Source organism: Mesorhizobium sp. B2-2-3 (genome assembly GCF_006442405.1).
In the GTDB taxonomy this organism is placed as follows: domain Bacteria; phylum Pseudomonadota; class Alphaproteobacteria; order Rhizobiales; family Rhizobiaceae; genus Mesorhizobium.
This window is the reverse complement of sequence record NZ_VFWC01000007.1, coordinates 306069-330025: the sequence shown is the minus strand read 5'-3', so window position 1 is coordinate 330025 and position 23957 is coordinate 306069. Positions and strand designations below refer to the sequence as shown.

Genomic DNA, 23957 nt, shown 5'->3' with positions numbered 1-23957 from the left:
GATCGGCCTGCTCGAGTCGCGTCTGGACGCGGTCGTCTATCGCGCCAAGTTCGTTCCGACCATTTTCGCCGCCCGCCGCGCCCATACCGCCATCTCGTCGGGGTCGTCGAAGGCACTATCGGGAATGCTCCAATAGGGCATCGCCACCAGCTTGCCGTGCAGGGACCCGGTGTAGGTCCACTGCGTGCAGCCGGCGGCCTCGAAGTCGGGCGCGCTTTGCTCGTCCGCTTTCAGCATCAATTCGCCGCGCAACACGATGGCGACGATGACGCCGTCGGCATAGATGCCCTTGCCGCCGAACAGTTTGCGGATGCTGACCGGGCCCAGGCTCTGGAAGAGTTCTTCTATGCGTTCATTGTCCATGCGCGGATCATGTCACCGCGATTCGGCCTTGTCATCGGCGCAACCAAAACCATGCTGACAGGTTGAAGGATGGCCGATCGGAGTTTCCCGCCATGCCTGTCCTGCTCAAAGGCTCCTGCCGCTGCAATGCCGTTCGTTTCGAGGTGGAAAGCCACACGCCCGTGCCGTTCATGCTGTGCTACTGCTCGATCTGCCGCAAGCAGCAGGGCGGCGGCGGTTTTGCCATCAATCTCGGCGCCAACTACGAGACGATGACCATCCGCGGCAAGAGGAGCCTCGGCGTCTATCGGGCCGAGATCGAGGACGACGAACATCCGCATTGCGAGATCTCGACCGGAGAGCGCAATTTCTGCCGCAAATGCGGATCGGCGCTGTGGCTCTACGACCCGACCTGGCCGGAACTCGTCCATCCCTTCGCCTCGGCGATCGACAGCGACCTGCCGAAACCGCCGAGCAAGGTGCATCTGATGCTGAAATACAAGGCCAACTGGGTCGAGCCCGATGTCGGGCCGAGCGACAAGGTGTTCGACGTCTATCCCGAGGAATCGATCGCCGACTGGCATAAGCGGACCGGGACGTGGGTGGAGTGAGTGTCTTCGCTGCGTTCTAAGGGAGGTGAGGAGTGGTCTGCGCAGCAGGCGGGAAGCCAATTGCGCGGCTTTTCGAATGACGAACGCCGGCAGCGGGGCTATCGCTGCCCCTCATCCGGCCCTGGGGGACACCTTCTCCCCGTAAACGGGACGAAGGAAGGTCAGGCGGAGGCGCGTGCTTCTGCCAGCGCCTTGAGGTCGGCCGGCTTCAGTTCGACGGATTCGCCGCAGCCGCAGGCCGAGCTCTGGTTCGGGTTGCGGAAGGTGAAGCCGGTGCGCAGCGTCGTCTGCTCGAAATCCATCTCGGTGCCGAACAGGAAAAGTGCTGCTTCCGGCGCGACATAGACATGGGCGCCGTCGCGCTCGATGTGGTCGTCCTTGGTATTGGGTTCGGTCACCAGGTCAACCGTGTATTCCATGCCGGCGCAACCGCCCTTCTTGATACCGAGGCGAATGCCATGCGCATTCTCACGCGTGGCAACGATCTCGCGCACCCGGTCGGCGGCCTTTTCGGTCATCGTGATGACGGCAAAGCGTCCCATCTTTTTCCTTCTCCATTCCATGCAGGTTCAAGGCCTGCCGAATGATTCCTCACCTAAAATGGTGAAGTTTTACCACTGGCGCAAGTGTGCCGGACTCGACGTCAGTACCAGCCCACCGCCACCTGCGCCTCTTCCGACATGCGATCGGGCGACCAGGGCGGGTCGAATGTCATGTTGACCTCGACGCCCGACACGCCTTCGACGGCGCCGACGGCGTTCTCAACCCAGCCCGGCATCTCGCCGGCCACCGGGCAGCCGGGCGCGGTCAGCGTCATGTCGATCTTGACTGAGCGGTCGTCCTCGATGTCGATCTTGTAGACGAGGCCAAGCTCGTAGATATCGGCCGGGATTTCCGGGTCGTAGACCGTCTTCAGCGCCGAAACGATGTCGTCGGTCAGCCGCGCCAGTTCGTCGGCGGGAATGGCGGACGCGGAAACCACCGCATTGGCGGCCGCGTCGGGAACAGCATCGGTGGCTGTGCTGGCATCTTCCATTATCGTCACCCGAAAAACTTGCGCGCTTTTTCCAGCGCATCAGCCAAAGCATCGACTTCGGCTCGCGTATTATACATGCCGAACGACGCCCTGCATGTGGAGGTTACGCCGAAGCGTTTCAACAGCGGCTGGGCGCAATGGGTGCCCGCGCGGACAGCCACGCCTTGCCGGTCGATCACCATCGATACGTCATGGGCATGAATGCCTTGCAGCTCGAACGAGATGATGGCGCCCTTGCCCGGCGCGTCGCCGAAGATGCGCAGCGAATTGATGGCGCGCAATCGTTCGTGCGCATAGTCCTTCAAATCGGCCTCGTGCGCGGCGATGCGCTCGCGGCCGATCTTTTCCATGTAATCGAGCGCGGCGCCGAGCCCGATCGCCTGGACGATCGGCGGCGTACCGGCCTCGAAGCGGTGCGGCGGGTCGTTGTAGGTGACGATGTCTTCGGTCACCTCCTCGATCATCTCGCCGCCGCCCATGAACGGACGCATGCGCTGCAAGATGTCCTTCTTGCCATAGAGCACACCGATGCCGGAGGGACCGTAGACCTTGTGGCCGGTGAAGACGAAGAAATCGCAGTCGAGGTCCTGCACGTCGATGGGCATATGGACAGCGCTCTGGCTGCCGTCGACGAGCACGGGAATGCCGCGCGAATGCGCGATGCGCACGATCTCCTTGATCGGCGTCACCGTGCCCAGCGCGTTCGACATCTGCGTGATGGCGACCAGCTTTGTGCGGTCGGTCAGTCGCTTCTCGAATTCCTCGATGTGGAAGACGCCGAGATCGTCGACCGGCACCCAGACCAGTTTGGCGCCCTGCCGCTCGCGGATGAAATGCCATGGCACGATGTTGGAGTGGTGCTCCATGATCGACAGCACGATCTCGTCGCCCTCGCCGATATTGGGCATGCCATAGCCATAGGCGACCGTGTTGATCGCCGATGTCGTGTTCGAGGTGAAGACGATATTGTCGGTGCTCGGCGCATTGAGGAAGCGGCGAACCGTCTCCCGCGCCTTCTCATAGGCGTCGGTCGCTGCATTGGACAGGAAGTGCAGGCCGCGATGGACGTTGGCGTATTCCTGGGCATAGGCGTGCTGGACCGCGTCGAGCACCGCCTGCGGCTTCTGCGCCGAGGCGCCATTGTCGAGATAGACGAGAGGTTTGCCGTAGACTTCGCGTGACAGAATCGGGAAATCGCGGCGGATCGCCTCGACGTCGTAGGTTTCGACTTTCTGGTCCATCATAAGCTCTCTTGAGGCACCGCCTCATTCCGTGCAACGCCCCTCATCCGTCTCGGCGCTTCGCGCCGATCCACCTTCTCCCACAAGGGGAGAAGGTCAGGCGCTCTTCCTTCTCCCCTTGTGGGAGAAGGTGGCCGCGAAGCGGCCGGATCAGGGGTGTTCGCCGGAGCGAGCCCTATCCACTCATCCATGCGCCGCAAACCAGCCGTCGAGCCTGGTCTCCAGGGCCTCGACGATCACCTCGTCGTCCAGTTCCTCGATCACCTCGGCGATGAAGGCCTTCACCAGCAGACCACGGGCGCTCTTCTCGTCGATGCCGCGCGCCATCAGGTAAAATAGATGGTTGTGGTCGATCTCGGTGACGGTGGCGCCATGACCGCAGACCACGTCGTCGGCGAAGATTTCGAGTTCCGGCTTGGTCGAGAACTCGCCGTCGTCCGACAGAAGCAGCGTGTTGCAAGCCATTTTGGCGTTGGTCTTCTGCGCGTATTGATGGACGTTGATGCGGCCCTGGAAGACGCCACGCGCCTTGCCGGTCACGACATTGCGGATCACTTCCGTCGACGTGGTGTGCGGCACCGCATGATCGAGCACCATGGTGGTGTCCGTGTGGGCGTCGCCGGCCAGCAGGTTGATGCCGCGCAATTGGAAGTCAGCGCCCTCGCCCGTCGTCTTCACCACGACCTCCTGGCGCACGAGCTTGCCGCCGGCGTTCATGACGAACAGCGTCAGCTTCGCATTCTTGCCGATATGAGCCTTGAACTGCGCCAGATGCGTTGCCGTGTCCGGCTGCTCCTGGATGATCAGCCACGTCACCTCGGCGCCTTCGCCGAGCACGAGCTGGCTGACCGAGCTGACAAGGGCCGCGCCCTCGCCGGCCTGGCGTTCGACGATCACAGCCTTGGCGTCGGCGCCGGCGCGCACGGCCAGGCGTACATGCGTCTGGCCGCCGGCCTGCAGGTTTTGCAATTCGATCGGCTTTTCCACTTGGGTGCCATCGGCGATGTCGACGAAATAACCGTCGGCGACGAAAGCCGTGTTCAACGCCCCGATGGCATCGTCGCTGCCGTAAGGATCGAGCCCAGGCGCGATGCTGCCGTCGGTCAGTTTCTCCGACAGGCACTGGACGCTGACGCCTTCGATTGCGGGCGTTTTGGCGCTCGACACGCCGTTGAGAAGCGGCAACACGGTGGAACCTTCAACGACTGGCGCGATGGCTTTGGCCACGGCCGTCGGGTCGAAGTCCGGCACCGCATTCAGCAGCCGGCGCAGGTCGGTGTAGTGCCAGGATTCGATACGCCGGGTCGGCAGTCCGTGCTTCACCGCCTCGATGGCGTCGTCGCGCTTCAACATCACCGCGCCGTCGCCCGGCAGCAGCGACAACCGTTCGCCGAAAGCGTCGATCAACGCTGTTTCGGCCGGTGTCCGCTGGGGTTGTGTGTGCATGTTCATCAGTCTTGCCTTGCCTTCTGGCATCTCACGCGGCTTCACCGATCACGCCGGCATAGCCATTGGCCTCGAGGTCGAGCGCCAGCGACTTGTCGCCGGACTTGATGACCTGGCCCTTGTAGAGCACGTGCACGGTGTCGGGCACGATGTGTTCGAGCAGCCGCTGATAGTGCGTGATGACGACGATGGCGCGCTCGGGCGAGCGCAACGCGTTGACGCCATCGGAGACGATCTTGAGCGCATCGATGTCGAGCCCGGAATCGGTCTCGTCAAGCACGCAGAGCTTTGGCTCCAAAAGCTTCATCTGCAGAATCTCGGCGCGCTTCTTCTCGCCGCCGGAGAAGCCGACATTGAGCGGCCGCTTGAGCATGTTCATGTCCATGTTGAGCGAGGCTGCGGCATCCTTCACCCGCTTCAGGAATTCGGGGATCTTCAGCGGCTCCTCGCCGCGCGCCTTGCGCTGCTCGTTCATGGCAACCTTCAGGAATTCCATGGTCGCCACGCCCGGTATCTCCATCGGATACTGGAAGGCCAGGAAAATGCCCGAAGTCGCGCGCTCGGCCGGATCCATTTCGAGGATCGACTGGCCGTTGTAGAGGATATCGCCGTCGGTGACCTCGTAGTCCTCGCGGCCGGCGAGGATGTAGGACAGCGTCGACTTGCCCGAGCCATTCGGCCCCATGATCGCGGCGACCTCGCCGGCTTTTACCGAGAGATTCAGGCCGCGGATGATTTCGGTGCCGTCATCGACGATGCGGGCATGCAGGTTCTTGATCTCAAGCATTCTTTTCTTCCTGAATATCTGTCCGGTCAGCCGACCGAGCCCTCGAGCGAAATCCCGATCAGCTTCTGTGCCTCGACGGCGAATTCCATCGGCAGCTGCTGGATGACGTCCTTGACGAACCCGTTGACGATCAGCGCGATCGCTTCCTCCTCCGGAATGCCGCGCTGCATGACATAGAATTTCTGGTCCTCGGAAATCTTCGATGTCGTCGCTTCGTGCTCGAACTGCGCGGTCGCGTTCTTGGCTTCCATGTAAGGCACCGTGTGGGCGCCGCACTGGTCGCCGATCAGCAGCGAGTCGCAATTGGTGAAGTTGCGCGCATTGGTCGCCTTGCGATGCGCCGAAACCTGGCCGCGATAAGTGTTCTGCGAAAAACCGGCGGCGATGCCCTTGGAGATGATGCGGCTCGACGTGTTCTTGCCGAGATGGATCATCTTGGTGCCGCTGTCGACCTGTTGGTAGCCGTTCGACACGGCGATCGAATAGAACTCGCCGCTGGAATCGTCGCCGCGCAGGATGCAGCTCGGGTATTTCCACGTGATCGCCGAGCCGGTCTCGACCTGCGTCCACGAGATCTTCGAGCGGTGGCCACGGCAATCGCCGCGCTTGGTAACGAAGTTATAGATGCCGCCCTTGCCCTCGGCGTCGCCGGGGTACCAGTTCTGCACCGTCGAATATTTGATCTCGGCATCGTCTAGCGCCACCAGTTCGACGACCGCCGCATGGAGCTGGTTCTCGTCGCGCTGCGGCGCCGTGCAGCCTTCGAGATAGGAGACGTAGGCCCCCTCCTCGGCGATGATCAGCGTGCGCTCGAACTGGCCGGTGTTCTTCTCGTTCATGCGGAAATAGGTCGACAGTTCCATCGGGCAGCGAACGCCCTTGGGCACGAAGACAAACGAGCCGTCGGTGAAGACGGCCGAATTCAGCGTCGCATAAAAATTATCCGACGTCGGCACGACCGAGCCGAGATATTTCTTCACCAGTTCCGGATGCTCGCGGATGGCTTCCGAGATCGAGCAGAAGATGACGCCCGCCTGCGCCAGTTCCTTCTTGAACGTGGTGACGACGGATACCGAATCGAACACGGCGTCGACGGCGACGCGGCCGGACTTGTAGACGTTGTCGCTGGCTTCCTCGAGCTCGGACGCATCGGTCTTCTGCACGCCGGCCAGGATCTCCTGCTCCTTCAGCGGAATGCCGAGTTTCTCGTAGACCTTCAAGATCTCCGGATCGACGTCGCTGAGCGAGCTCGGTCCGGGCGTGCTCTTCGGCGCCGCGTAGTAATAGATGTCCTGGAAATCGATCTTGGGATAGTTGACGCGCGCCCAGGTCGGCTCTTCCAGCGTCAGCCAGCGCCGATAGGCTTCCAGACGCCATTCCAGCATCCAGGACGGTTCGTCCTTCTTCGCCGAAATGAAACGGATGATGTCTTCGCTCAGGCCCTTGGGGGCCTTGTCGACAGCGATTTCGGTCTGGAACCCGTATTTGTATTGGTCGACGTCGATCTTTCGGACCCGATCGATCGTGTCCTGCACAGCAGGCATATGCGTTCTCCATCCACGCCGGGGTCAAGGCCCGACAGTTTTCAAACTATGGCACCGCCGGATAAGCACCCAAGGAGCACCCGCGGCGGCGTAAGTTTCATATAGTGCGCCTCGGCCGGAAATTCACCCGGCCAGCATGAAACGCACGGCTCTACCAGGCCGAAAGGCCCAAATTCGTCCAACCGCTACGCGGCCTTCTCCTTGCCCACCCGACGTGCGGCGATTTCTGCCAACGCCAGGCGGAACGCCTCGATGTCCTGCGCGCCGGTCGCCGCGCCGATCGACAAGCGCAACGCACCCGGACTGTCACCTTGACCCATGGCCTTCAGCACATGGCTCGGACCGACTTTACCCGACGAGCAGGCGGAACCCGCCGACAGCGCCACACCGGCCAGGTCGAAGGCGATCTGTACAGTCTCGGCCTTGACGCCGGGAATAGCGAAGAATGTCGTGTTGGCAAGCCTCGGCGCGCCAGTTCCGAAGATTTCCACGTCCGGTATCAACATTTTAACGATGGCCTCGATCTCGTCGCGACGCCGACGCAGGGCATCGATGGCCTCCAATCCGATGAGAGCCTCCCGCGCCGCCGCGCCAAATCCCGCAATGCCGGGCAGGTTCTCGGTGCCGCCGCGATGGCCCTTTTCCTGGCCACCGCCGTTGATGAGCGGCTTCGGCATCATCAGATCGGCAGCGGCGACGATGGCGCCGACGCCCTTGGGGCCGCCAATCTTGTGCGACGACAGTATCAGATAGTCGGCGTAACCCGCCGAAATGTCGATCGAAATGCGCCCTGCCGCCTGAACCGCGTCTACGACGAGGACACCGTCGACCGCCTTTACGATTTCGGCGATACGATCGACCGGCTGGATGACACCAGTCTCATTGTTGGCGGCATGGATTGCCACCAGCGGCAGGCCGGCGGCCTTATCGTGCGCGGCAAGCGCGTTTGCCATTGCTTCGAGGTCGACAATTCCATTGGCGTCGACGCCGATCCGCGTCACCTGCGAGGCCGGGAAGGACCCGCCGTTCAACAGGCAGGGGTGGTCGGCTTCGCAGACATAGAGATGGCTCATGCGGATGGTCCCGCGCCCCATCCGCCAATCGGGCGTCAGCAGCGTCGAGGCGGCTTCCGTGGCGCCTGACGTGAACACGACATGCCCAGCCTTGGCCTTCACCAATTCCGCCACATCACGCCTTGCAGTTTCGATCAGGCGACGCGCCGCACGCCCTTCGGCATGGACCGATGATGGGTTGGCGGCCACATCGAGCGCCGCGACCATAGCCTCGCGTGCCGCTGCAAGCAGGGGCGCACTGGCATTGTAGTCGAGATAGGCGCGCATTCCGGCCATTTTCTTCCAGTTGGTCCCGTCAGAAGCCATTCCACCGAGATATCGCGTTATTTCCTTGAAATTCCAAGGCAAGCCGTCCTATTTACGCGGCTTGCGGCGCGGGCAGCCGGACGATTGCGTTCCGGCCACCCAGTTTTGAACAATTCTAAACTAGCTTCTATGAAGACGCTCGCCCTGCGTCAAGGCCAGAGGAAGGTTCTCCGGGCGCCGCGCATTCTTATTACCCAAGTTGGAGTATTTCATGCCTGAGGTCATTTTCACCGGTCCGGCCGGCCGTCTGGAGGGTCGCTACCAGCCCTCGAAGGAAAAGAGCGCGCCGATTGCCATTGTCTTGCATCCGCACCCGCAATTCGGCGGGACGATGAACAACAAAATCGTCTACGACCTCTTCTACATGTTCCAGAAGCGCGACTTCACCACGCTGCGCTTCAATTTCCGCGGCATCGGGCGCAGCCAGGGCGAATTCGATCACGGCACCGGCGAATTGTCGGATGCGGCCGCCGCACTCGACTGGGTGCAGTCGCTGCATCCGGATTCCAAGAGTTGCTGGGTTGCCGGCTATTCGTTCGGCTCGTGGATCGGCATGCAGCTTTTGATGCGCCGGCCCGAGATCGAAGGCTTCATCTCGGTCGCGCCGCAACCCAACACCTACGACTTTTCCTTCCTGGCGCCCTGCCCCTCCTCGGGGCTCATCATCCATGGCGACGCTGACAAGGTGGCGCCGCCGAAGGACGTGCAAGGCCTGGTCGACAAGCTGCACACGCAAAAGGGCATCACCATCACGCAGAAGACCTTGCCCGGCGCCAATCATTTCTTCGCCAACGATGCCGAACTGCTGATCGAGGAATGCGCGGATTATCTCGATCGCCGGCTGGCCGGCGAATTGTCGGATCCGCGCCCGAAGCGGCTGCGCTAAAGGACGGATGATCGCGATGTACCAGCCTCCTCATTTCCAGGAAACACGGCCGGAGGTGCTGCACGGGCTGATCCGGGCACATCCGCTCGGCCTCTTGGTTTCCAGCGGACCCGAAGGGCCGGTCGCCGACGCCATTCCGTTCCTGATCGACGCCGATGTCGGGCCAAATGGCAGGTTGCGCGCACATCTGGCCAAAGCCAATCCGCAATGGCGGCTTATCGCCGACAATCCGGCCTCGACGGTGCTGATCGTCTTCCAGGGCAGCGACGCCTATGTGACGCCGTCCTGGTACGAGACCAAGCGCGAGACCGGCAAGGTGGTGCCGACCTGGAACTATGCCATCGTGCAGGTGCGCGGCATCGCGAAGGTGATCGACGATCAGGACTGGCTGGCGCGGCAGATCGCCGACCTGACGGCTTCGCAGGAAGGCACGCGTGAGGCGCCATGGGCGGTAACGGATGCGCCTGCCCCGTTCATCCAGTCGCAGATCAAGGGCATCATCGGGCTGGAGATCGATATCGCCGAAATCCATGGCAAATGGAAGGTCAGCCAGAACCGTCCCGTCGCGGATCGCGCAGGCGTTGCGCACGGGCTTGAAAGCGAGACAGCAAATTCGTCCGACATGGTGAACCTGGTAAGGTCCTATGGCGGACTGAACGGCGACTAAATCCCAGGCTCGATGGATCAGACGGCCGTTCGGCTTGTTCGACCGATCAGCCGAAACGTCTGCTTGCGCACCGGCAATCCCGATCGTGTCGGGCTGAAGATGAAGCCGAGCCGGGCAAAGACCAGTCCGCAAACCAGCGCGAAGGCAAAGCCAAGACCAAAGCCGGCGACGGTATCACTCGGATAATGCGCGCCGACGAAGACCCGCGTCGAGGCGATGCAGGCCGTGATCGGCAAGGCGATGTACCAGCGCCGCGGGAACAAAAGCAGCAGGATGCCGAACACGGCCCCCATGGTCGTGGCGTGACCGGACGGGAAACCGGCAAAGCGCGCATCGAAGGCGAAGGGACGCAGCGAGAGCACGCCGAGATCCTGAAAATAGAGCGGACGCGCCCGGCCGACCGCATATTTCAGGACATTGACCAGCAGGCCGGACAGGCCGATGGCGCTCAACGCAAGGAACGCCAGGCAGGTCCAGTTGTAGACGAGCATCAATGACCGCCGCGACAGGCTTCGCCAGTCCGTCAGATTGGCCCCTATGAGGAAGAGTGCCGGAGGGATGAGATACCAGCCGCCTAGGCCGAACTGCGTCAGGAACTCGGCAAGCCGGCCGAAGCCCGCCGACCACCGGCCGTGCAGCAGTCCCGCCGGGGTGTCGAGGCCGACGAATGCCGCTGCCGTGAGCAAAATCCAGGTTGAGATCCAGAGCGGCCATAGGATTCTGGGATACGAAGCGGAACGAGCGGCGAAGCGCCCTCTGACGATCCGCAGCGTGTCGCGGAAATTTCCAACGGACCGACGCACCACCGCAGCGGGCGCAATGGAAACGGAAGGGCGCGGTTTCACCAGCATTGAAAACCCGATCCCATTGTCGAACTCATTGGGCGATACGGTAGAGGCCGAGCGACATTTTGTCTCCCGATGAAAAGTTGAGCCCGTCGATCGTCGTAAGATGGCTCGCCGCCTTGCCTTGCCCCGCCAGCAATCCATCGAGTTTCTGCTCATCCTCGACCGGCGCCAGCCCCAGCGCGCAGGCGGGGTCGGCAAGCAGATGCTTTGCCACGCCATCGATGTCGGTCAGTATCGTTTTCGTGCCCACCAGGAACACAAGGCTCGGCTCGTGATACCGCGCCGACGCCAGCACCGAGGTGTCGCAAGGCTTGTAGACGCGCACAGCCTGGTCGATCGCCGGGCTCAGCCATATCGGCTTCAAGGACGGGGCGATGACACCAAACAGCAACCCGTAGGCGATGCCCGCACAGGCGGCGACGGCGCCGATACGGGCAAGCGGCACTTGCAGCTGTCGCGAGAAGGCCAGGTAGCCGGCGCCGAGCGCTGATGCGGCCGCCGGAATGCTCCACCACGAGAAAGTGTGGGTGAGATAGATCGGGGCGCCTACACAGACCGCGGCCAGGCCGAGGCTGACCACGACCAGGCCGAAGGCAGTCGACCACCACAACCATTGCTGCCAGCGCCGGAGCGGCGCATTGGCTTCCTGCGGCTGCAATGTCAAAAGCCAGCCGATCAGCAGCGCCATGCCGGGATAGGCCGGCAGCACGTAGTGCGGCAGCTTGGTCGGAATCAGTTCGAATACCAGCCAGAAGGGGATGTACCAGGCGAGGCAGAAGCGCAGCCTGACATCGTCGCGCAGCCGGTTGAGGGCTTGCAGGCCGGCGCCGACGGCGATCAGGCCGAACGGCCACATGAACAGCGAATAGGTCAACATGTAGAAGCCGGGCGGCAGGCCGTGCGATTCCTCGCCCTGGGCGACCTTGCCGAGCATATCCTTGCCGACGGCCTGCTGGAGGAAGGCGCCGTGGCTTTTCCAGGTGATCAGGGCGAGCCAGGGCAACACGATCAGCACGACGAGCAGCAGGCCGCGCCCCACCTTGAGCTTCGACAGCCAGCGCCCGTCGCGTTCGAATGCAAACAAGACAGCGATGGTGAGCGCCGACAGCAGTGGGGCGATCGGCCCCTTGATGAGGATCGCGGCCCCTTGCGCCAGCCAGAATATCCACCACAGATGGCCGGCGACGGGCTCGTTGCGGCGCGATGCCAGGTAAATCTGCGCCAGCGCGCCCTGCGCCGCCACGCAGCAGGCCAGCAGCATCGCATCGGTCTTGGCGTCGCGGCCCTCGAAGGCGGTGGCGAAGATCGCCGCCATCACCAGGCCGGCGGCGATGCCGGCACTGGCTCCGAAAAGCCTGGTGCCCGTCCAGGCGATGCCGAGAACGGCCAAGGCGATGCCCAGCGTCGACACCAGGCGGTAGACCCATATTGGTGCGGCGGCGCCCTTGCCGCTCAGAGCCACGGCCGCGGATTGCAGCCAATAGATGCCGATCGGCTTCTGGTAGCGCGAAGCGTCCTGAAAGCGGATGTCGACATAATCGCCGCTCTCGACCATCTGCTTGGTGGCCTGGACGAAGCGCGGCTCGTCACGGTCCAGCGGCGGCATGGACGCAAGTCCCGACACCGTCATCACCAGGCTGAACAGGAAAAGAAGGATGTAGTTCCTGTTCAGCGCCATATTCCAGCCTCTCCGACCATTCTTCCCTGATGCGCAAAGCCGCTCAATCGACCTTCGTCATCGCCGCCTTGCGTTCATTGGCGATCAGCCAGAGATTTCTGATGTAGATGAACAAGCCCATGCCCTGGCCGGCGATGAACACCGGGTCCTGCCGCTTGATCGCATAAATCAGCAACAGACCTCCGCCGAACAGCGAGAAGAACCAGAAGGCGATCGGCACGACGCTTCGCTTGGCCTTTTCCGATGCGAGCCACTGCACGACGAAGCGCATGGTGAAAAAGAACTGGGCGACGAAGCCGAGCAGGATCCACGCGTTGAACTGTTCGATGAAGACCCGGTGGATCCAGGTCACCAGTTCCTGAAGCACGTTAACCATGCGTGATTTCCTCTACTTTTGGCATCCGGCGACGCCTGCGGCGCAGCCACCAGACGCCGCAGAGATCGAGCACGCCCTGCAGACCGCGGTCGAAAATTCCGTAGTTCGACTTGCCGTGGCGGCGGGAGCGGTCGACGACGTCGCAATGCACGACATGGTATCCTTCCTGGATGACCAGCGCCGGAACGAAACGATGGGTGCCGTCGAAGAACGGCAGCTTGCGCAGGATCTCGGTGTGGACCGCCTTCAGGCCGCAGCCTGTGTCGCGCGTCTCGTCATGCAGGATGGCGTTTCTCAGCCAGTTGGCGAACCGCGATGCCAGTTGCTTGACCTTGCTGTCGCGGCGCTTCAGGCGCTGCCCTTGCGCGGCGCCGTAGCCGGGCCCGGCCCGCCGCAAGGCGTCGACCAGCATGGGAATGTACTGAGGATCGTTCTGGCCATCGCCGTCGATCGTGGCGACGATGCTTCCGCGCGCCGCCCAGGCGCCGGAGCGTACCGAGAGGCTCTGGCCGGCGGATTTCTCGTGCCGCAATTCCCTGACTGGAAACGGGCGAAGTGCGGCCTGCCTGGCGAGAACGGCTGCGGTTTCGTCGGTCGAGCCGTCGTTGACGATGATCAGTTCGAAGTCGCGCCCGGTCATCGCCGCCTCGATCTCATCGATCAGCAGCGGCAGGTTTGCCGCCTCGTTCCTGCAAGGAATGACGATGGATATCAATGCGTCCGGCATGTCGCGTGGGGCTCTGTCGTCGGATATGGCATTGGGTGGATGCCGTGCGGTGCCGCTTGAGGTCGTGGGCTGCAAGGACCTTTTGGCGCGCGCCTCATTACGCCAGCACAAACAATGAAGCAAGCATCCGCGCCGAGAGGCGGCTTGCGGCGTTTCAACAACAAGTGATTGCCAAGCCCCTGGTCGAAGTGCGATCGGGCGCAAAACCGGAATCCACTTTTGCTGATCGCGCTTGGGTGCTAAACGCGCGCTTTCACATACGCCCGCGCCGGACGGGCGGACGCTTCGGGAAAGAAAAAATGCCTGCCTTCAAATCCGATTTCCTGCGCACGATGAGCGAGCGCGGCTTCATCCACCAGACTTCGGATGATGCCGGGCTGGACGATCTCTTCGCCAAGGAGACGGTGACGGCCTATATCGGCTTCGACGCGACCGCCAAGAGCCTGCACGCCGGCTCGCTGATCCAGATCATGATGTTGCACTGGCTGCAGCAGACCGGCCATCGGCCGATCGCCTTGATGGGCGGCGGCACCTCGATGATCGGCGACCCTTCCTTCAAGGACGAGGCGCGCAAGCTTCTGACCCCGCGCGACATCGACGACAATCTCGCCGGCATCCGCCGCAATTTCATGCCGTATCTCAAATTCGGCAGCGGCCCGAATGACGCGATCATGGTCAACAACGCCGACTGGCTGATGGAGATCAACTACGTCAATTTCCTGCGCGACGTCGGCCGTCACTTTTCGGTCAACCGCATGCTGGCGTTCGATTCCGTCAAGCTGCGGCTCGACCGCGAGCAGTCGTTGTCCTTCCTCGAATTCAACTACATGATCCTGCAGGCCTACGACTTCGTCGAGCTCTACAAGCGCCTCGGCTGCCGTCTGCAGATGGGCGGCTCCGACCAGTGGGGCAACATCATCAACGGCATCGATCTCGGTCGCCGCATGGAGGACGCGCAGCTTTATGCGCTGACGACGCCGCTGCTCACCACCTCGTCGGGCGCCAAGATGGGCAAGTCCGCCACGGGCGCGGTCTGGCTCGATGCCGAGATGCTCTCGCCCTACGAATTCTGGCAGTATTGGCGCAACACCGAGGACGCCGATGTCGGCCGTTTCCTGAAGCTCTACACGACGCTGCCGTTGGACGAGGTGGCGCGCCTGGAGAAGCTCGGTGGGTCCGAGATCAACGAGGCGAAAAAGATCCTCGCCACGGAGATCACCGCGTTGCTCCATGGTCGCGGCGCCGCCGAACAGGCCAGCGAAACCGCACGCAAGACCTTCGAGGAAGGTGCCCTCGCCGAGACGCTGCCGAGCGTCGAGGTTGAAAACGCCAAGCTCGAAGCCGGCGTCGGCATCCTGGCGCTGCTGGTGACCGCCGGGCTGGCGGCGTCCAACGGCGAAGCGCGGCGGCATGTGCAAGGCGGTGCGGTGCGGCTCAACGACCAGCCGGTCAGCGATGACCGCCGCACGGTGACGCTTCAGGATTTGAGTCCGGAAAACGTCGTAAAGCTTTCACTCGGCAGGAAAAAACACATTCTGGTGCGGCCGGTTTGAGGCCCCTTCACCGGTACTCGAAGATCGACCTGAATATCCCCGGCGCGATCACCGAGAGCGGGTTGATGTCGAGCAGCGGCTTGTTGGCGTTGCCCTTGAGCCGGTAGGTCACGCCGATCAGGCCGCGGTCGCGGCCATTGCCCAAAAGCGCGCCGACGATGGGCAGTTCGCCGAAGATGCGGTTGAGGCCGTAGACCGGCATGAAGGTGCCGGTCATGTCCATGTTGTTGTTCTGGTCATAGAGCGTGCCCTGGAACGTCGTGCCGATGCGGGGACCGCGCAGCACGCCATTGGCCAGCCTGAGATAGCCGCTGCCCTTCTCTATCTCGGCGTAGCCGCGTTCGAACTGTACCCGCGAGGTATCGAGCTTGCCCTTGACCGCCTGATTGAGGCTGCGGCTATCGCCTGCCGGGGTGGTCGAGACGATGGACGCGAGCTTCGGTTCGTTGACGACGAAGAAGTTCGTCGTGTCCACCTTGCCCTTCATCGGCCCGTCGCCCGCTCCCGACAAGGCCAGGGCAATCGCCCCACCTTCCATGTGCTCGTAGATGTTGAGGAATCTGAGTATCGCACCGGCGTCCGCCGACTGTACGTTGAGCGAGCGTCGGCCGGCGCTGCTCGTGTTGCTGATGGCTATGGCGGCTCCCGAACTTGCAGTGGCGCTGACCTTCAGCCCGTTCACCTTCGAACCGGCCGCGCTGTAGTCGAGCTTGAGGTTGGACAGTTGCTCGTCGTGGAAACCGGTCAGCCGATCGACGTCGGCGCTGACGGAAATCGCGTCGGCGCCCGTCGTCTTGGTCGCGGTGTCGACGTCGGAGGTGAACTGCTTGATCAGCGAGCGGGCATCCAGGGCGTTGCCGCTGATGTTGACTGCATAGCCCCTGCCCGATCGCTTGACGGATACCGCCACGTCGTCGCCCCGGTTCAGCGCGACTTTGCTGAACTTTGCCGACGACAGGGCCCCGTTGACCAGCACGATGTTGCCGTCGACGGAAAATGTCTTGCCGCCGAGGTCGAAGTCGGACAGCGTCGTGGTATCGCCGGACGTGGTCATGACGAATGTAGCACTTGCGGGAATCCCTGCCCCCTTGCTCCATCCGGCCCAGGGGATGTCGAGCCTGGCATTGGTCAGGTCGGCCGAGACGTTCTGGTTGCCGTCGCCGCTTTTGTCGATCGCGACTTTCACGGTTCCGCCCAGCAACGGGGCCAGCCCCGGCATGGCGGCGGCGCGGATCTTGTCGTCGAGCACCAGGGCCACCTTGCGGCTGCGTGCCGGTCCGCCATTCTCCAGCGGCTCGATCAGGTCGAGTTCGGCCGGAATGCCGTTCAGGGATGCCTTGGCGGAAATCACAGCCTTTTCAGGGTCGACCGTGACGGAACCGTCGGCATCCGTGACGCTCTGGCCTTCGAACGGCTTGGCCAGTGAAAGCCCGCTGTAGTCGAGCGATACCAGCCAATCGAGCTTCGAGCTGTCGACGCCGGATTGCAGCGGAATATCGGCCCTGACATGGCCGGTGACGCTGCCGGACAGGTCTTCGGGCAGGAAGCCGACATGGCGCATGGCATTGATCGGCTCGTAGGAGGCAAGTTCAGCGACCGCGGACGCTTCGCCGGCAACGTCGATGTCGAGCGCGCCGACGACCGGCGGGCGGTTGGCCGCCTTGACGGTCAGCGTGCCGTTGCTGGCCGCCACGGTGCGGCCGCTGGGCATGAAGACGGTGCCAGAGGACAGGGAGATATCGACGTCATTGCCGTGGAAGGCGACGACGCCGACGGCATCGCGTATCGGCGGAATGCGGCCAGCCGTGTCGAAACGCGATCCTTCGATCTGGAAGCGGCCGAACACCTCGTCGGCGGAAAGCGGCACGCCATTGCCGAGGCGATCAGGCACCACCTGGAATTGAAGATTGGCATCGACGACGCGGCCGCCGAACAGATTGTCCAATACCCAGAGCCGTGCATTGCGCGCCGAAAACCATGGCCAAAGCTGCTTGACGTGCGAGACCGGCATGTCATGCACGTTGAGCGCCAGATTGATGCCTGGAGCCTTGCCATCAACGAACTGCACGGCCGCGGTTCCAAGGACCTCGCTGGAAGCGGCCGACCGGACTGCGATCTGATCGGCTACCAATTTATGGCTTTTGGTCTGGTAGACGCCGGCGATGCGGGCAAGGAAGGTGAGCGCTGGCTCCGGCGATTCCGAAGGCGCCAGCGTCGAGCCGTCACTGGTCAGATCGTATCGGTAGGCCGGCTCCTCTCCGGCGGCGCCGGTCGCGGGCCTGGGCCCGATCGAGCCGGCGAAATCGAAGGTCGAGCGGCCGGTCTTCAGCAACAGCCTGTCCACCTGGATCTTGTTGCTGCCGCGGACGAGCGTGGCGCCGAGATCGACATCGGCCGACAGCAGGCCACGCGTGCCGAGATCAAGCACCGATCCCCTGGACGACAGGGCAGCCGTCAGCCGCGACGCGGTGTCGTCGGCCCCCTGCGACCCTTTGAGCGTCACGCTGAGCGCCCCCAACTTGCCGCCGGACGCCATTGCGCCGCTTTCGCCGCCGTCTTCGGCGATGCCGACGGTGGCATCCAGCGACATCACGCGCCGGGTCACGGCATCGCGGCTGGCGGATGCGGCGACGGTCACCGCCTTGCCGTCGACATTTGCCTGCGAGGAGAACTCCATGCCGCCTGTCCCCGACTGCAGGACGACCGCGTCGGCGACTGTGATCAACCTGACCGCCTCGGTGTCGGGCAAAACGAATGCCACATTGTGAAGATCGATACGGTGCAGCGATTCCTCGCGCACCGCATCGAGAGCGTGATTGATGTTGGCAAAGAGCGCATCGGACAGTTTTTCGGGATCGATCAGCCCGTCCCGATTGCGCAGTTCGGCCGTCCAGTCGCCGCCCGACGGCATCGCCGCGGTAACGATGCGCGCATCGGAAATCCTGGCGCTGGTCAGCCGCACCTCGCCTCGAAGCAGCGGCAGCAGGCGGATGCCGAAACGCACCCTGCCCGCATCGGCCATAAGTTTACCGTCGCTGGCCTTCAGGCTGACGTCGCTCACCTGGAGCGCGACGAAGCTCGAACTGTCGAGGGTGATGCGGGCGGGCCCGACCGCAACATCGACATCGACGCCCGCAAGCTTCTCGATGGCGGCCTCCGCCTCGACGCGCAGCCGGTCGGCCCCTATTCCGGAGACACCGATGAGATAGACAGCCACCCCCGCCAGCAGCACCAGCGCAACGGCGCCGGCAAACAGCCGCGATAGGATACGAAAGCCGCGGCCGATCGCCGCCTGGCCGAGCGGCGGAACGCGGCAAGCCGATGGCAAGGCGCCCAGGTCGGTGATTTCATCCCGCCTGAACCTGATCTTCTCGTGCTGCGGTTGCTCCTGATCCACGCAATTTTCCGTTCTACGAACTCGCTCGTGGACGAATCCCCGCTCGACACTATATCGGTGTGGCTTCGCGCGTAACCTCAAACAAGGGCATGGATATGGCTGACCTCAATGTGGGCGATCCCGCGCCGCAATTCGAGTTGCCGCGGGACGGCGGTGGTTCGCTCAGCCTGGCCGGCTTTGCCGGCAGACCTGTCGTCCTCTACTTCTACCCACAGGACGACACCACCGGCTGCACCGCCGAAGCGATCAGCTTTTCGCAGCTGAAGCCGGAATTCGAGAAGGCCGGCGCCGTCGTCATCGGCCTGTCGCCCGACAGCGCCAGGAAGCACGACAAGTTCAAGTCGAAATACGATCTTACCGTCGACCTTGCCTCCGACGAGGAGCGCAAGGTGATCGAGGCCTACCACCTTTGGGTCGAAAAATCGATGTATGGCCGCAAATACATGGGTGTCGAGCGCGCGACGTTCCTGATCGGCCGCGACGGGCGCATCGCCAGGATCTGGCGCAAGGTCCGCGTCAAGGGCCATGCCGAGGAGGTGCTGGAAGCTGTGCGGGCGATTTGAGGGGGCGCCTCCGCGCCCTTGTTTTCACAAAGCGACGCGAAGCAACCCCATGCTCGCTTTGCGGGCAATTCTTGCCGGCGTCTTGCTTCGGCAAAGCTTTGTTAACCTTAATCATGTGTAGTCGGGCTGTCGTGGTGTCGTAAACGAAAGCTTGGTCCCGTGAACGCAACCGGTCAGTCCGCGATCTTTGGCAGGCGCAAGGAACCGCATACAGTCATCATCGCCCGCGGCAGCGAGATCAGGCACTTCACGATCCGGCCCTGGCTGGTTGTATTTCTCGGTTCGGCGCTGGCGGCGATCGCCATCGGTTACCTGCTGGCCACCTCCTATCTCGTGCTGCGCGACGACCTGATCGGCGCCACGACCGCGCGTCAGGCGCGCATGCAGCAGGCTTACGAAGACCGCATCTCGGCGCTTCGCGCCCAGGTCGACCGCATCACCAGCCGGCAGTTGCTTGACCAGCAATTGATGGAAACCAAGGTGAGCGAGCTTTTGGAGCGCCAGACGCAGCTCAGCCAGCGCCACGGCCGCCTCGGCCCGCTGCTCGATCGCGCCGAAAATGAAGTCGGCGCAGCGACGGCCGAAGATCCGGCAGTGCCGGCAAAGCCTGACAAACACGCCGAAGTGACCGGCAGCATCGCCCAGCCTGCTCAAAGCTACGCGCTGGCCAGCCTCGGCGCCGCCACTGGCACCGCCGACGCCAGGCCGTTCTCCCTGTGGGCGACCCGCTCCGATCCGCTGCCGAACGATTCAGCCGCCGATCGTGCCGACAAACTGTTCATTTCGATCAACAAGTCGTTGAAATCCATCGAGAACGACCAGCTCACGCGCATCAGCATACTTGCTGATAACGCCTACAAGAATGCCGACGCCATAACCCAGGCGCTCGAGGCGGCCGGACTGCCGGTCGACAGTGATTTCGGCAAGAACGAAAGCGATGTCGGCGGACCGCTGATCCCGCTCGACAGCTCGATGTTTTTCGACAGCAAGGTCAAGGAACTGGACGAGGCGCTGGACACGCTCGATCAACTTAAGAAGGAAGCACGCCGGCTGCCGCTCGCCAATCCCGCACCCGGTCATTCCGTCACCAGCCCGTTCGGGGTGCGCACCGACCCGATCCTCGGCACGGCCGCCCTGCATTCGGGAATGGACTTCAGGGCGCCGATCGGCATGGCGGCCAAGGTCACCGCGCCAGGCGTGGTCACCAAGGCCGGCTGGAATGGCGGCTATGGCCGCATGGTCGAAGTCGATCACGGCAATGGGTTTGCCACGCGCTATGGACATCTCAGCGAAATCGACGTGACCGTGGGCGAAAAAGTGGATGCCGGCGCTGTCATCGGCAAGACCGGCAGCAGCGGTCGCTCGACCGGCCCGCATCTGCATTACGAAGTCCGCCACAATGGCGAAGCGATCGATCCTTTGCGTTTCCTCACGGTCGGCAAGAAGGTCGCGCAGTATCTCTAACGAACGGGCCCAGGCCGCCGCCATCCCGTGCCGTCCTCATTGCTTTTTCGCATCCTTGTCGCCGTTCAGGGCTTTTCCCTTTCGGGGCGACCGCAAATTGTCGAAGCCCATATAGTGGTCGGTATCAGATGTATTCCATCTGCCGCCCAGGCAGATGATGGCAATGGCCGCGGCGAAGATCAGCAAGACATAAATCTTATCCATGTCCCGCTATCTAGGGCGCGGTGATCAGCCGGACACCGGCCGGCTTTTCCGCCGTAGCGGGCGCGCCCTCAAATGCGGCGCATTTTTGAATTCCATTTGACTGAATAAATGTTTGGTGCCAACCTTGCCTCAACCGGGGACGCAAGGCATGGCATTGCGAGGGACCAATCAGGAGTTCGGGCGGCCGTACAACCGGCGCATCGTGCTCGAATCGATCCGCCGGTACGGCCCCATCGCCAGAGGCGATATCGCCAGGCACGTCGGCCTCACCGTTCAAACCGTATCGACCATCGTTCGCGAACTGGAGGAGCAGGGTTACGTCCTGTCCGTACGCGAGGAGCCGAAGGGCCGTGGCCTGCCACCGGCGACGCTGCGCATCAATCCCGAGGGCGGCTATGCCGTCGGCATCCACCTGACGCCGCTGGGGATCGACGCGGCGCTGATCAATCTCAGCGGTGACGTGATCGACAGCTTGCACCGCGAGGCCCCCAACGCGACGCCCGATCATGCGTTCGACCAGGTCCGCGCCATGGTCCGCGACCTGACCGGAACGCGCGCCGCGGGCCGCGTCATCGGCATCGGCATGGCGCTTCCCGGCCCGTTCGGCGTGGACACGATGAGCTTCATCGGGCCGACCACAATGGCCGGCTGGAAGGACGTGGCGCTGCGCGAGCGGCTGACGGCGGCGACGGGATTGCCGGCCTTTTTCGACGGCGACATGGCTGCGGCCGCCATGGGCGAGCGCCTCTACGGCATCGGCGCCCAGCATTCCGAATATTACTATCTCTATTTCGGCGTCGGACTTGGCAGCGCCATGATGCATGACGGCAGCGTGCTGCGCGGCGCCTGGGGCAATGCCGGCGAGATCGGCCATATTCCCGTCGTTCCCAATGGCGAGCTTTGCCCGTGCGGCAATCGCGGTTGCCTCGAACGTTATGTCTCGCTCGAAGCGCGAGGGCGCTGGAAGGGCAGCGATGCCGATTGGGTCGCCGAGGTCGGCCCGATCTTCCGCAACGCCATTGCCATCATCGAGAACCTTTTCGACCCCGAGACGGTCGTGCTCGGCGGGCTGGCGGCGCCGGACCTGCTCGAACGCCTGGCGAGATCGGCTGCGCCTCTGCACAATTCGGTTTCGGCCCGCAAGGACCGCAAGACGCCACGCATCGTCGTCGCCGGCGGCGGCCAGCAAGCCGTGCTGCGCGGCGCGGCCGCATTGGCCGTCTCTGGCGTGTTGTCGCCACGCTTCGGCCAGATGTTCACCGCCGAGCGCGAACGCGGCCGCGATATTCTGACAGCCAGGGAGGTTGCCTGATGAGCGAACCCTTGCTGGTGCTCGACAACGTCACCAAGAACTACGGCGCGATCCAGGCGCTGAAGGGTATCAGCTTCTCGATCGGCAAGGGCGAGGTGGTCGCGTTGCTGGGCGATAACGGCGCCGGGAAGTCGACGCTGGTCAAGATCATCGCCGGCGGCCTGGAGCCCACCTCCGGCCGCATGCTGTTCGAAGGCAAGGAGTTCCTTGCCAAATCCCCCGCGGAGGCCAAGGCGGCGGGCATCGAGACCGTCTACCAGGACCTGTCGCTGTGCACGAATGTCGACGTGGTGGCCAATTTCTTCATGGGCCGTGAGATCACGCGCAAGGTGCTCGGCATTCCAGTGCTCGACGAGCGGGCGATGGAGGCCGTGGTCGGCAAGGCGCTTGCCAGCGCCGGCACCCGCATTCCGTCATTGCGCACCAATGTCGAGCATCTCTCGGGCGGGCAGCGGCAAGCCATCGAGCTCAACCGCTTCGTGCACTGGGGCGGCAAGCTTGTGCTGCTCGACGAGCCGTTCGCAGCGCTTGGCGTCGAACAGACGCGGCGCGGCCTCGACATGATCCGCCAGGTGGCGAACCAGGGCATCGGCGTCGTCATCATCACCCACATCATGCAGCAGGCCTTCCAGGTCGCAGACCGGATCGTGGTGATCCGGCAAGGCGTCGTGGCCGGCGATGTCGCACGCAACAAAACAAGTCCCGATGCGGTGATCAACATGATCACCGGGGAGACGCTTGCCGGTGCCGGACCGGCGGGCTGAGGGACAAAAGAGGGGTCCGGCACTAGAGGAGCCAACGACATGAAACGAATACTTCTTTCTGTCCTCGGTATCCTGGCACTGGCAGTTGCCACGCTCACGCCGGCATTCGCCCAGTCCAAGGGTACCGTCTACTACATGGTGCCGACCTTGCTCGATGAGTTCCAGACCGGCTCGGTGAGCGCGCTGGAACTGTTCCTGAAGCAGGTCGGCTACGAGATGAAGACGCTGAACGCCGACAACAAGACCGACGCCCAGCAATCGCAGATGAACGACGTCATCGCGCTGAAACCGAAGGCGATCATCCTGGCCGCCGTCGACTTCAACGCGCTGAAGCCGTCGATCGAGGCCGCGCGCGCGGCCGGCATACCTGTCGTGGAATTCGATCGCCAGATCACCTCCACTCCGTCCGACTTCACCTCGGTAGCCGGCACTGTCGAGATCGGCCACGTCGCCGCCGAACAGGCCGAAGCGCTGCTGAAGGCCAAGAACGGCGCTGTGAAGGGCAAGATCCTGCAGGTGCTCGGCGACCCCGGCGATCCCTACACGCTCGACATCCAGAAAGGCTTTGAAGAGAAGATGAAGGCGTTCCCGGACGTCAAGATCATCTCGCTGCCGGCCATGCAATGGGAGGCCAGCAACGCCGGCACCATCGTCGCCGACCAGATGCTTGCCAACCCCGACATCGACCTGATCTTCAGCCACGCCGCGCATCTTTCGGTCGCCGCCGTCGCCTCGCTCGAGGCCGCCGGCAAGAAGCCGGGCGACGTCATGCTGATGAGTTCGAACGGCGCGCCGGTCGGCCTCGACCTGATCCGCAAGGGCTGGCTCAACGTCGAAGTCGAACAGCCGCTCTACGCGCAGGCCGCGGCCGTCGCCATGTTCATGGACAAGGTCGTCAACAAGCAGGAAATCAAGCCCGGCGACTATGACGTGCTTGGGCTGAAATCAGTGGTGACCAAGGAGGCCTGGGGCCCCAACATCAAGATCCCGGGTGCGGCGATCACCAAGGAGAACGTCGACAATCCAGCCTTCTGGGGCAACCAGAAGCCGCCGACGGACACCGTTAAGCCCGTCGAATAAACCTTCCCCAGAACGGCTCCGGGCCACACGCCCGGAGCCGCCCTGCCCGGCA

Annotated in this window: 22 protein-coding genes and 2 pseudogenes; 10 read left to right on the top strand and 14 right to left on the bottom strand. The window is 63.1% G+C overall.

Annotated elements, in window-relative coordinates; genetic code table 11:
- Positions 1-79, top strand: a pseudogene (locus FJ951_RS28800) (30S ribosomal protein S4); the annotation flags it as partial.
- Here FJ951_RS28800 and FJ951_RS15785 read toward each other — a convergent pair.
- Positions 70-363: pseudogene (locus FJ951_RS15785) on the bottom strand (TfoX/Sxy family protein); the annotation flags it as partial. The pseudogenes FJ951_RS28800 and FJ951_RS15785 sit on opposite strands and share 10 nt — an antisense overlap.
- A gap of 92 nt (positions 364-455) precedes the next feature.
- On the opposite strand from FJ951_RS15785, the gene FJ951_RS15780 reads away from it, so the two are divergent.
- Positions 456-953 carry a GFA family protein gene (locus FJ951_RS15780; protein WP_140493869.1) on the top strand — a complete coding sequence of 166 codons (498 nt, stop codon included), beginning with the start codon at positions 456-458 and terminating at the stop codon, positions 951-953.
- A gap of 161 nt (positions 954-1114) precedes the next feature.
- On the opposite strand, the gene sufA is transcribed toward FJ951_RS15780, so the two are convergent.
- The 7 genes from sufA to FJ951_RS15745 all read right to left on the bottom strand — a co-directional run bounded on the left by sufA (position 1115) and on the right by FJ951_RS15745 (position 8356).
- Positions 1115-1495: a Fe-S cluster assembly scaffold SufA gene (gene sufA / locus FJ951_RS15775; protein ID WP_006206001.1), complete on the bottom strand. Its 381-nt coding sequence runs from the start codon at positions 1493-1495 to the stop codon at positions 1115-1117.
- 101 nt (positions 1496-1596) lie between these two features.
- Positions 1597-1989 carry an SUF system Fe-S cluster assembly protein gene (locus FJ951_RS15770; RefSeq protein ID WP_140493873.1) on the bottom strand — a complete coding sequence of 131 codons (393 nt, stop codon included), beginning with the start codon at positions 1987-1989 and terminating at the stop codon, positions 1597-1599.
- 5 nt (positions 1990-1994) lie between these two features.
- Entirely contained in the window at positions 1995-3230 is a 1236-nt protein-coding gene (locus FJ951_RS15765) for a cysteine desulfurase (RefSeq protein WP_140494998.1), read from the bottom strand.
- A gap of 183 nt (positions 3231-3413) precedes the next feature.
- On the bottom strand, positions 3414-4682 hold the full coding sequence (sufD, locus tag FJ951_RS15760; RefSeq protein ID WP_140515796.1) for a Fe-S cluster assembly protein SufD: 1269 nt from the start codon (positions 4680-4682) through the stop codon (positions 3414-3416).
- A gap of 25 nt (positions 4683-4707) precedes the next feature.
- Entirely contained in the window at positions 4708-5463 is a 756-nt protein-coding gene (gene sufC, locus FJ951_RS15755; RefSeq protein WP_140515794.1) for a Fe-S cluster assembly ATPase SufC, read from the bottom strand.
- Between the two features lie 26 nt (positions 5464-5489).
- Positions 5490-7007 (bottom strand): Fe-S cluster assembly protein SufB, encoded by a 1518-nt coding sequence (gene sufB / locus FJ951_RS15750; protein WP_140493879.1) that lies wholly within the window; start codon positions 7005-7007, stop codon positions 5490-5492.
- A gap of 185 nt (positions 7008-7192) precedes the next feature.
- The gene (locus tag FJ951_RS15745) at positions 7193-8356 is read right to left on the bottom strand and encodes a cysteine desulfurase family protein (protein WP_140515792.1); all 1164 of its coding nucleotides are present in this window, start codon (positions 8354-8356) and stop codon (positions 7193-7195) included.
- Between the two features lie 241 nt (positions 8357-8597).
- Here FJ951_RS15745 and FJ951_RS15740 point away from each other — a divergent pair, with 241 nt between their 5' ends.
- Positions 8598-9272, top strand: coding sequence for an alpha/beta hydrolase (locus FJ951_RS15740; protein WP_140493883.1), 675 nt, complete (start codon positions 8598-8600; stop codon positions 9270-9272).
- A 16-nt stretch (positions 9273-9288) separates the two neighbouring features.
- The gene (locus FJ951_RS15735; RefSeq protein ID WP_140515790.1) at positions 9289-9939 is read left to right on the top strand and encodes an FMN-binding negative transcriptional regulator; all 651 of its coding nucleotides are present in this window, start codon (positions 9289-9291) and stop codon (positions 9937-9939) included.
- Positions 9940-9956: 17 nt separating this feature from the next.
- Here the strand turns inward: FJ951_RS15735 and FJ951_RS15730 are convergent, their stop codons facing one another.
- The 4 genes from FJ951_RS15730 to FJ951_RS15715 form a co-directional block, all read right to left on the bottom strand.
- Positions 9957-10625, bottom strand: a complete 669-nt coding sequence (locus FJ951_RS15730) for a phosphatase PAP2 family protein (protein WP_246671731.1) — start codon at positions 10623-10625, stop codon at positions 9957-9959.
- Positions 10626-10815: 190 nt separating this feature from the next.
- The gene (locus FJ951_RS15725; protein ID WP_181167381.1) at positions 10816-12465 is read right to left on the bottom strand and encodes a glycosyltransferase family 39 protein; all 1650 of its coding nucleotides are present in this window, start codon (positions 12463-12465) and stop codon (positions 10816-10818) included.
- A 43-nt stretch (positions 12466-12508) separates the two neighbouring features.
- Positions 12509-12841 carry a lipid-A-disaccharide synthase N-terminal domain-containing protein gene (locus FJ951_RS15720; RefSeq protein ID WP_140493889.1) on the bottom strand — a complete coding sequence of 111 codons (333 nt, stop codon included), beginning with the start codon at positions 12839-12841 and terminating at the stop codon, positions 12509-12511.
- Complete coding sequence (locus FJ951_RS15715; RefSeq protein WP_140515786.1) at positions 12834-13568, bottom strand: glycosyltransferase family 2 protein; 735 nt, start codon at positions 13566-13568, stop codon at positions 12834-12836. Before FJ951_RS15715 ends, FJ951_RS15720 begins: the two co-directional genes overlap by 8 nt.
- Positions 13569-13867: 299 nt before the next feature.
- Here FJ951_RS15715 and tyrS point away from each other — a divergent pair, with 299 nt between their 5' ends.
- Positions 13868-15121: a tyrosine--tRNA ligase gene (tyrS, locus tag FJ951_RS15710; RefSeq protein WP_140515784.1), complete on the top strand. Its 1254-nt coding sequence runs from the start codon at positions 13868-13870 to the stop codon at positions 15119-15121.
- A 7-nt stretch (positions 15122-15128) separates the two neighbouring features.
- Here the strand turns inward: tyrS and FJ951_RS15705 are convergent, their stop codons facing one another.
- Positions 15129-18518, bottom strand: a complete 3390-nt coding sequence (locus FJ951_RS15705; protein WP_140515782.1) for a DUF3971 domain-containing protein — start codon at positions 18516-18518, stop codon at positions 15129-15131.
- 95 nt (positions 18519-18613) lie between these two features.
- Between FJ951_RS15705 and FJ951_RS15700 the strand changes: the two genes are divergently transcribed.
- Both FJ951_RS15700 and FJ951_RS15695 read left to right on the top strand, forming a co-directional pair.
- The gene (locus FJ951_RS15700) at positions 18614-19081 is read left to right on the top strand and encodes a peroxiredoxin (RefSeq protein ID WP_140515780.1); all 468 of its coding nucleotides are present in this window, start codon (positions 18614-18616) and stop codon (positions 19079-19081) included.
- A 159-nt stretch (positions 19082-19240) separates the two neighbouring features.
- Entirely contained in the window at positions 19241-20545 is a 1305-nt protein-coding gene (locus tag FJ951_RS15695) for a M23 family metallopeptidase (RefSeq protein ID WP_140515778.1), read from the top strand.
- A 36-nt stretch (positions 20546-20581) separates the two neighbouring features.
- Here the strand turns inward: FJ951_RS15695 and FJ951_RS28465 are convergent, their stop codons facing one another.
- Positions 20582-20731, bottom strand: coding sequence for a hypothetical protein (locus tag FJ951_RS28465; protein ID WP_181165117.1), 150 nt, complete (start codon positions 20729-20731; stop codon positions 20582-20584).
- A 166-nt stretch (positions 20732-20897) separates the two neighbouring features.
- Here FJ951_RS28465 and FJ951_RS15690 point away from each other — a divergent pair, with 166 nt between their 5' ends.
- Genes FJ951_RS15690 through FJ951_RS15680 form a run of 3 tightly spaced genes read left to right on the top strand, consistent with a single transcriptional unit; the run spans position 20898 to position 23905 of the window.
- On the top strand, positions 20898-22061 hold the full coding sequence (locus FJ951_RS15690; RefSeq protein ID WP_140515776.1) for an ROK family transcriptional regulator: 1164 nt from the start codon (positions 20898-20900) through the stop codon (positions 22059-22061).
- Entirely contained in the window at positions 22061-22825 is a 765-nt protein-coding gene (locus FJ951_RS15685) for an ATP-binding cassette domain-containing protein (protein WP_140493903.1), read from the top strand. The genes FJ951_RS15690 and FJ951_RS15685 overlap by 1 nt, the downstream gene beginning before the upstream one ends.
- Before the next feature lie 39 nt (positions 22826-22864).
- Positions 22865-23905 (top strand): sugar ABC transporter substrate-binding protein, encoded by a 1041-nt coding sequence (locus FJ951_RS15680; RefSeq protein WP_140515774.1) that lies wholly within the window; start codon positions 22865-22867, stop codon positions 23903-23905.
- The last annotated feature ends 52 nt before the right edge of the window (positions 23906-23957 follow it).

Bases quoted from the DNA above. Each gene is read 5' to 3' on its own strand.
- FJ951_RS15725 (WP_181167381.1), bottom strand. From the start codon at position 12,465: ATGGCGCTGAACAGGAACTACATCCTTCTTTTCCTGTTCAGCCTGGTG.
- FJ951_RS15700 (WP_140515780.1), top strand. From the start codon at position 18,614: ATGGCTGACCTCAATGTGGGCGATCCCGCGCCGCAATTCGAGTTGCCG.
- FJ951_RS15680 (WP_140515774.1), top strand. From the start codon at position 22,865: ATGAAACGAATACTTCTTTCTGTCCTCGGTATCCTGGCACTGGCAGTT.
- FJ951_RS15720 (WP_140493889.1), bottom strand. From the start codon at position 12,841: ATGGTTAACGTGCTTCAGGAACTGGTGACCTGGATCCACCGGGTCTTC.
- FJ951_RS15690 (WP_140515776.1), top strand. From the start codon at position 20,898: ATGGCATTGCGAGGGACCAATCAGGAGTTCGGGCGGCCGTACAACCGG.
- FJ951_RS15685 (WP_140493903.1), top strand. From the start codon at position 22,061: ATGAGCGAACCCTTGCTGGTGCTCGACAACGTCACCAAGAACTACGGC.
- FJ951_RS15765 (WP_140494998.1), bottom strand. From the start codon at position 3,230: ATGGACCAGAAAGTCGAAACCTACGACGTCGAGGCGATCCGCCGCGAT.
- FJ951_RS15735 (WP_140515790.1), top strand. From the start codon at position 9,289: ATGTACCAGCCTCCTCATTTCCAGGAAACACGGCCGGAGGTGCTGCAC.
- sufD (WP_140515796.1), bottom strand. From the start codon at position 4,682: ATGAACATGCACACACAACCCCAGCGGACACCGGCCGAAACAGCGTTG.
- sufB (WP_140493879.1), bottom strand. From the start codon at position 7,007: ATGCCTGCTGTGCAGGACACGATCGATCGGGTCCGAAAGATCGACGTC.
- FJ951_RS15780 (WP_140493869.1), top strand. From the start codon at position 456: ATGCCTGTCCTGCTCAAAGGCTCCTGCCGCTGCAATGCCGTTCGTTTC.
- FJ951_RS15715 (WP_140515786.1), bottom strand. From the start codon at position 13,568: ATGCCGGACGCATTGATATCCATCGTCATTCCTTGCAGGAACGAGGCG.
- sufC (WP_140515794.1), bottom strand. From the start codon at position 5,463: ATGCTTGAGATCAAGAACCTGCATGCCCGCATCGTCGATGACGGCACC.
- FJ951_RS15745 (WP_140515792.1), bottom strand. From the start codon at position 8,356: ATGGCCGGAATGCGCGCCTATCTCGACTACAATGCCAGTGCGCCCCTG.
- tyrS (WP_140515784.1), top strand. From the start codon at position 13,868: ATGCCTGCCTTCAAATCCGATTTCCTGCGCACGATGAGCGAGCGCGGC.
- sufA (WP_006206001.1), bottom strand. From the start codon at position 1,495: ATGGGACGCTTTGCCGTCATCACGATGACCGAAAAGGCCGCCGACCGG.
- FJ951_RS15770 (WP_140493873.1), bottom strand. From the start codon at position 1,989: ATGGAAGATGCCAGCACAGCCACCGATGCTGTTCCCGACGCGGCCGCC.
- FJ951_RS15740 (WP_140493883.1), top strand. From the start codon at position 8,598: ATGCCTGAGGTCATTTTCACCGGTCCGGCCGGCCGTCTGGAGGGTCGC.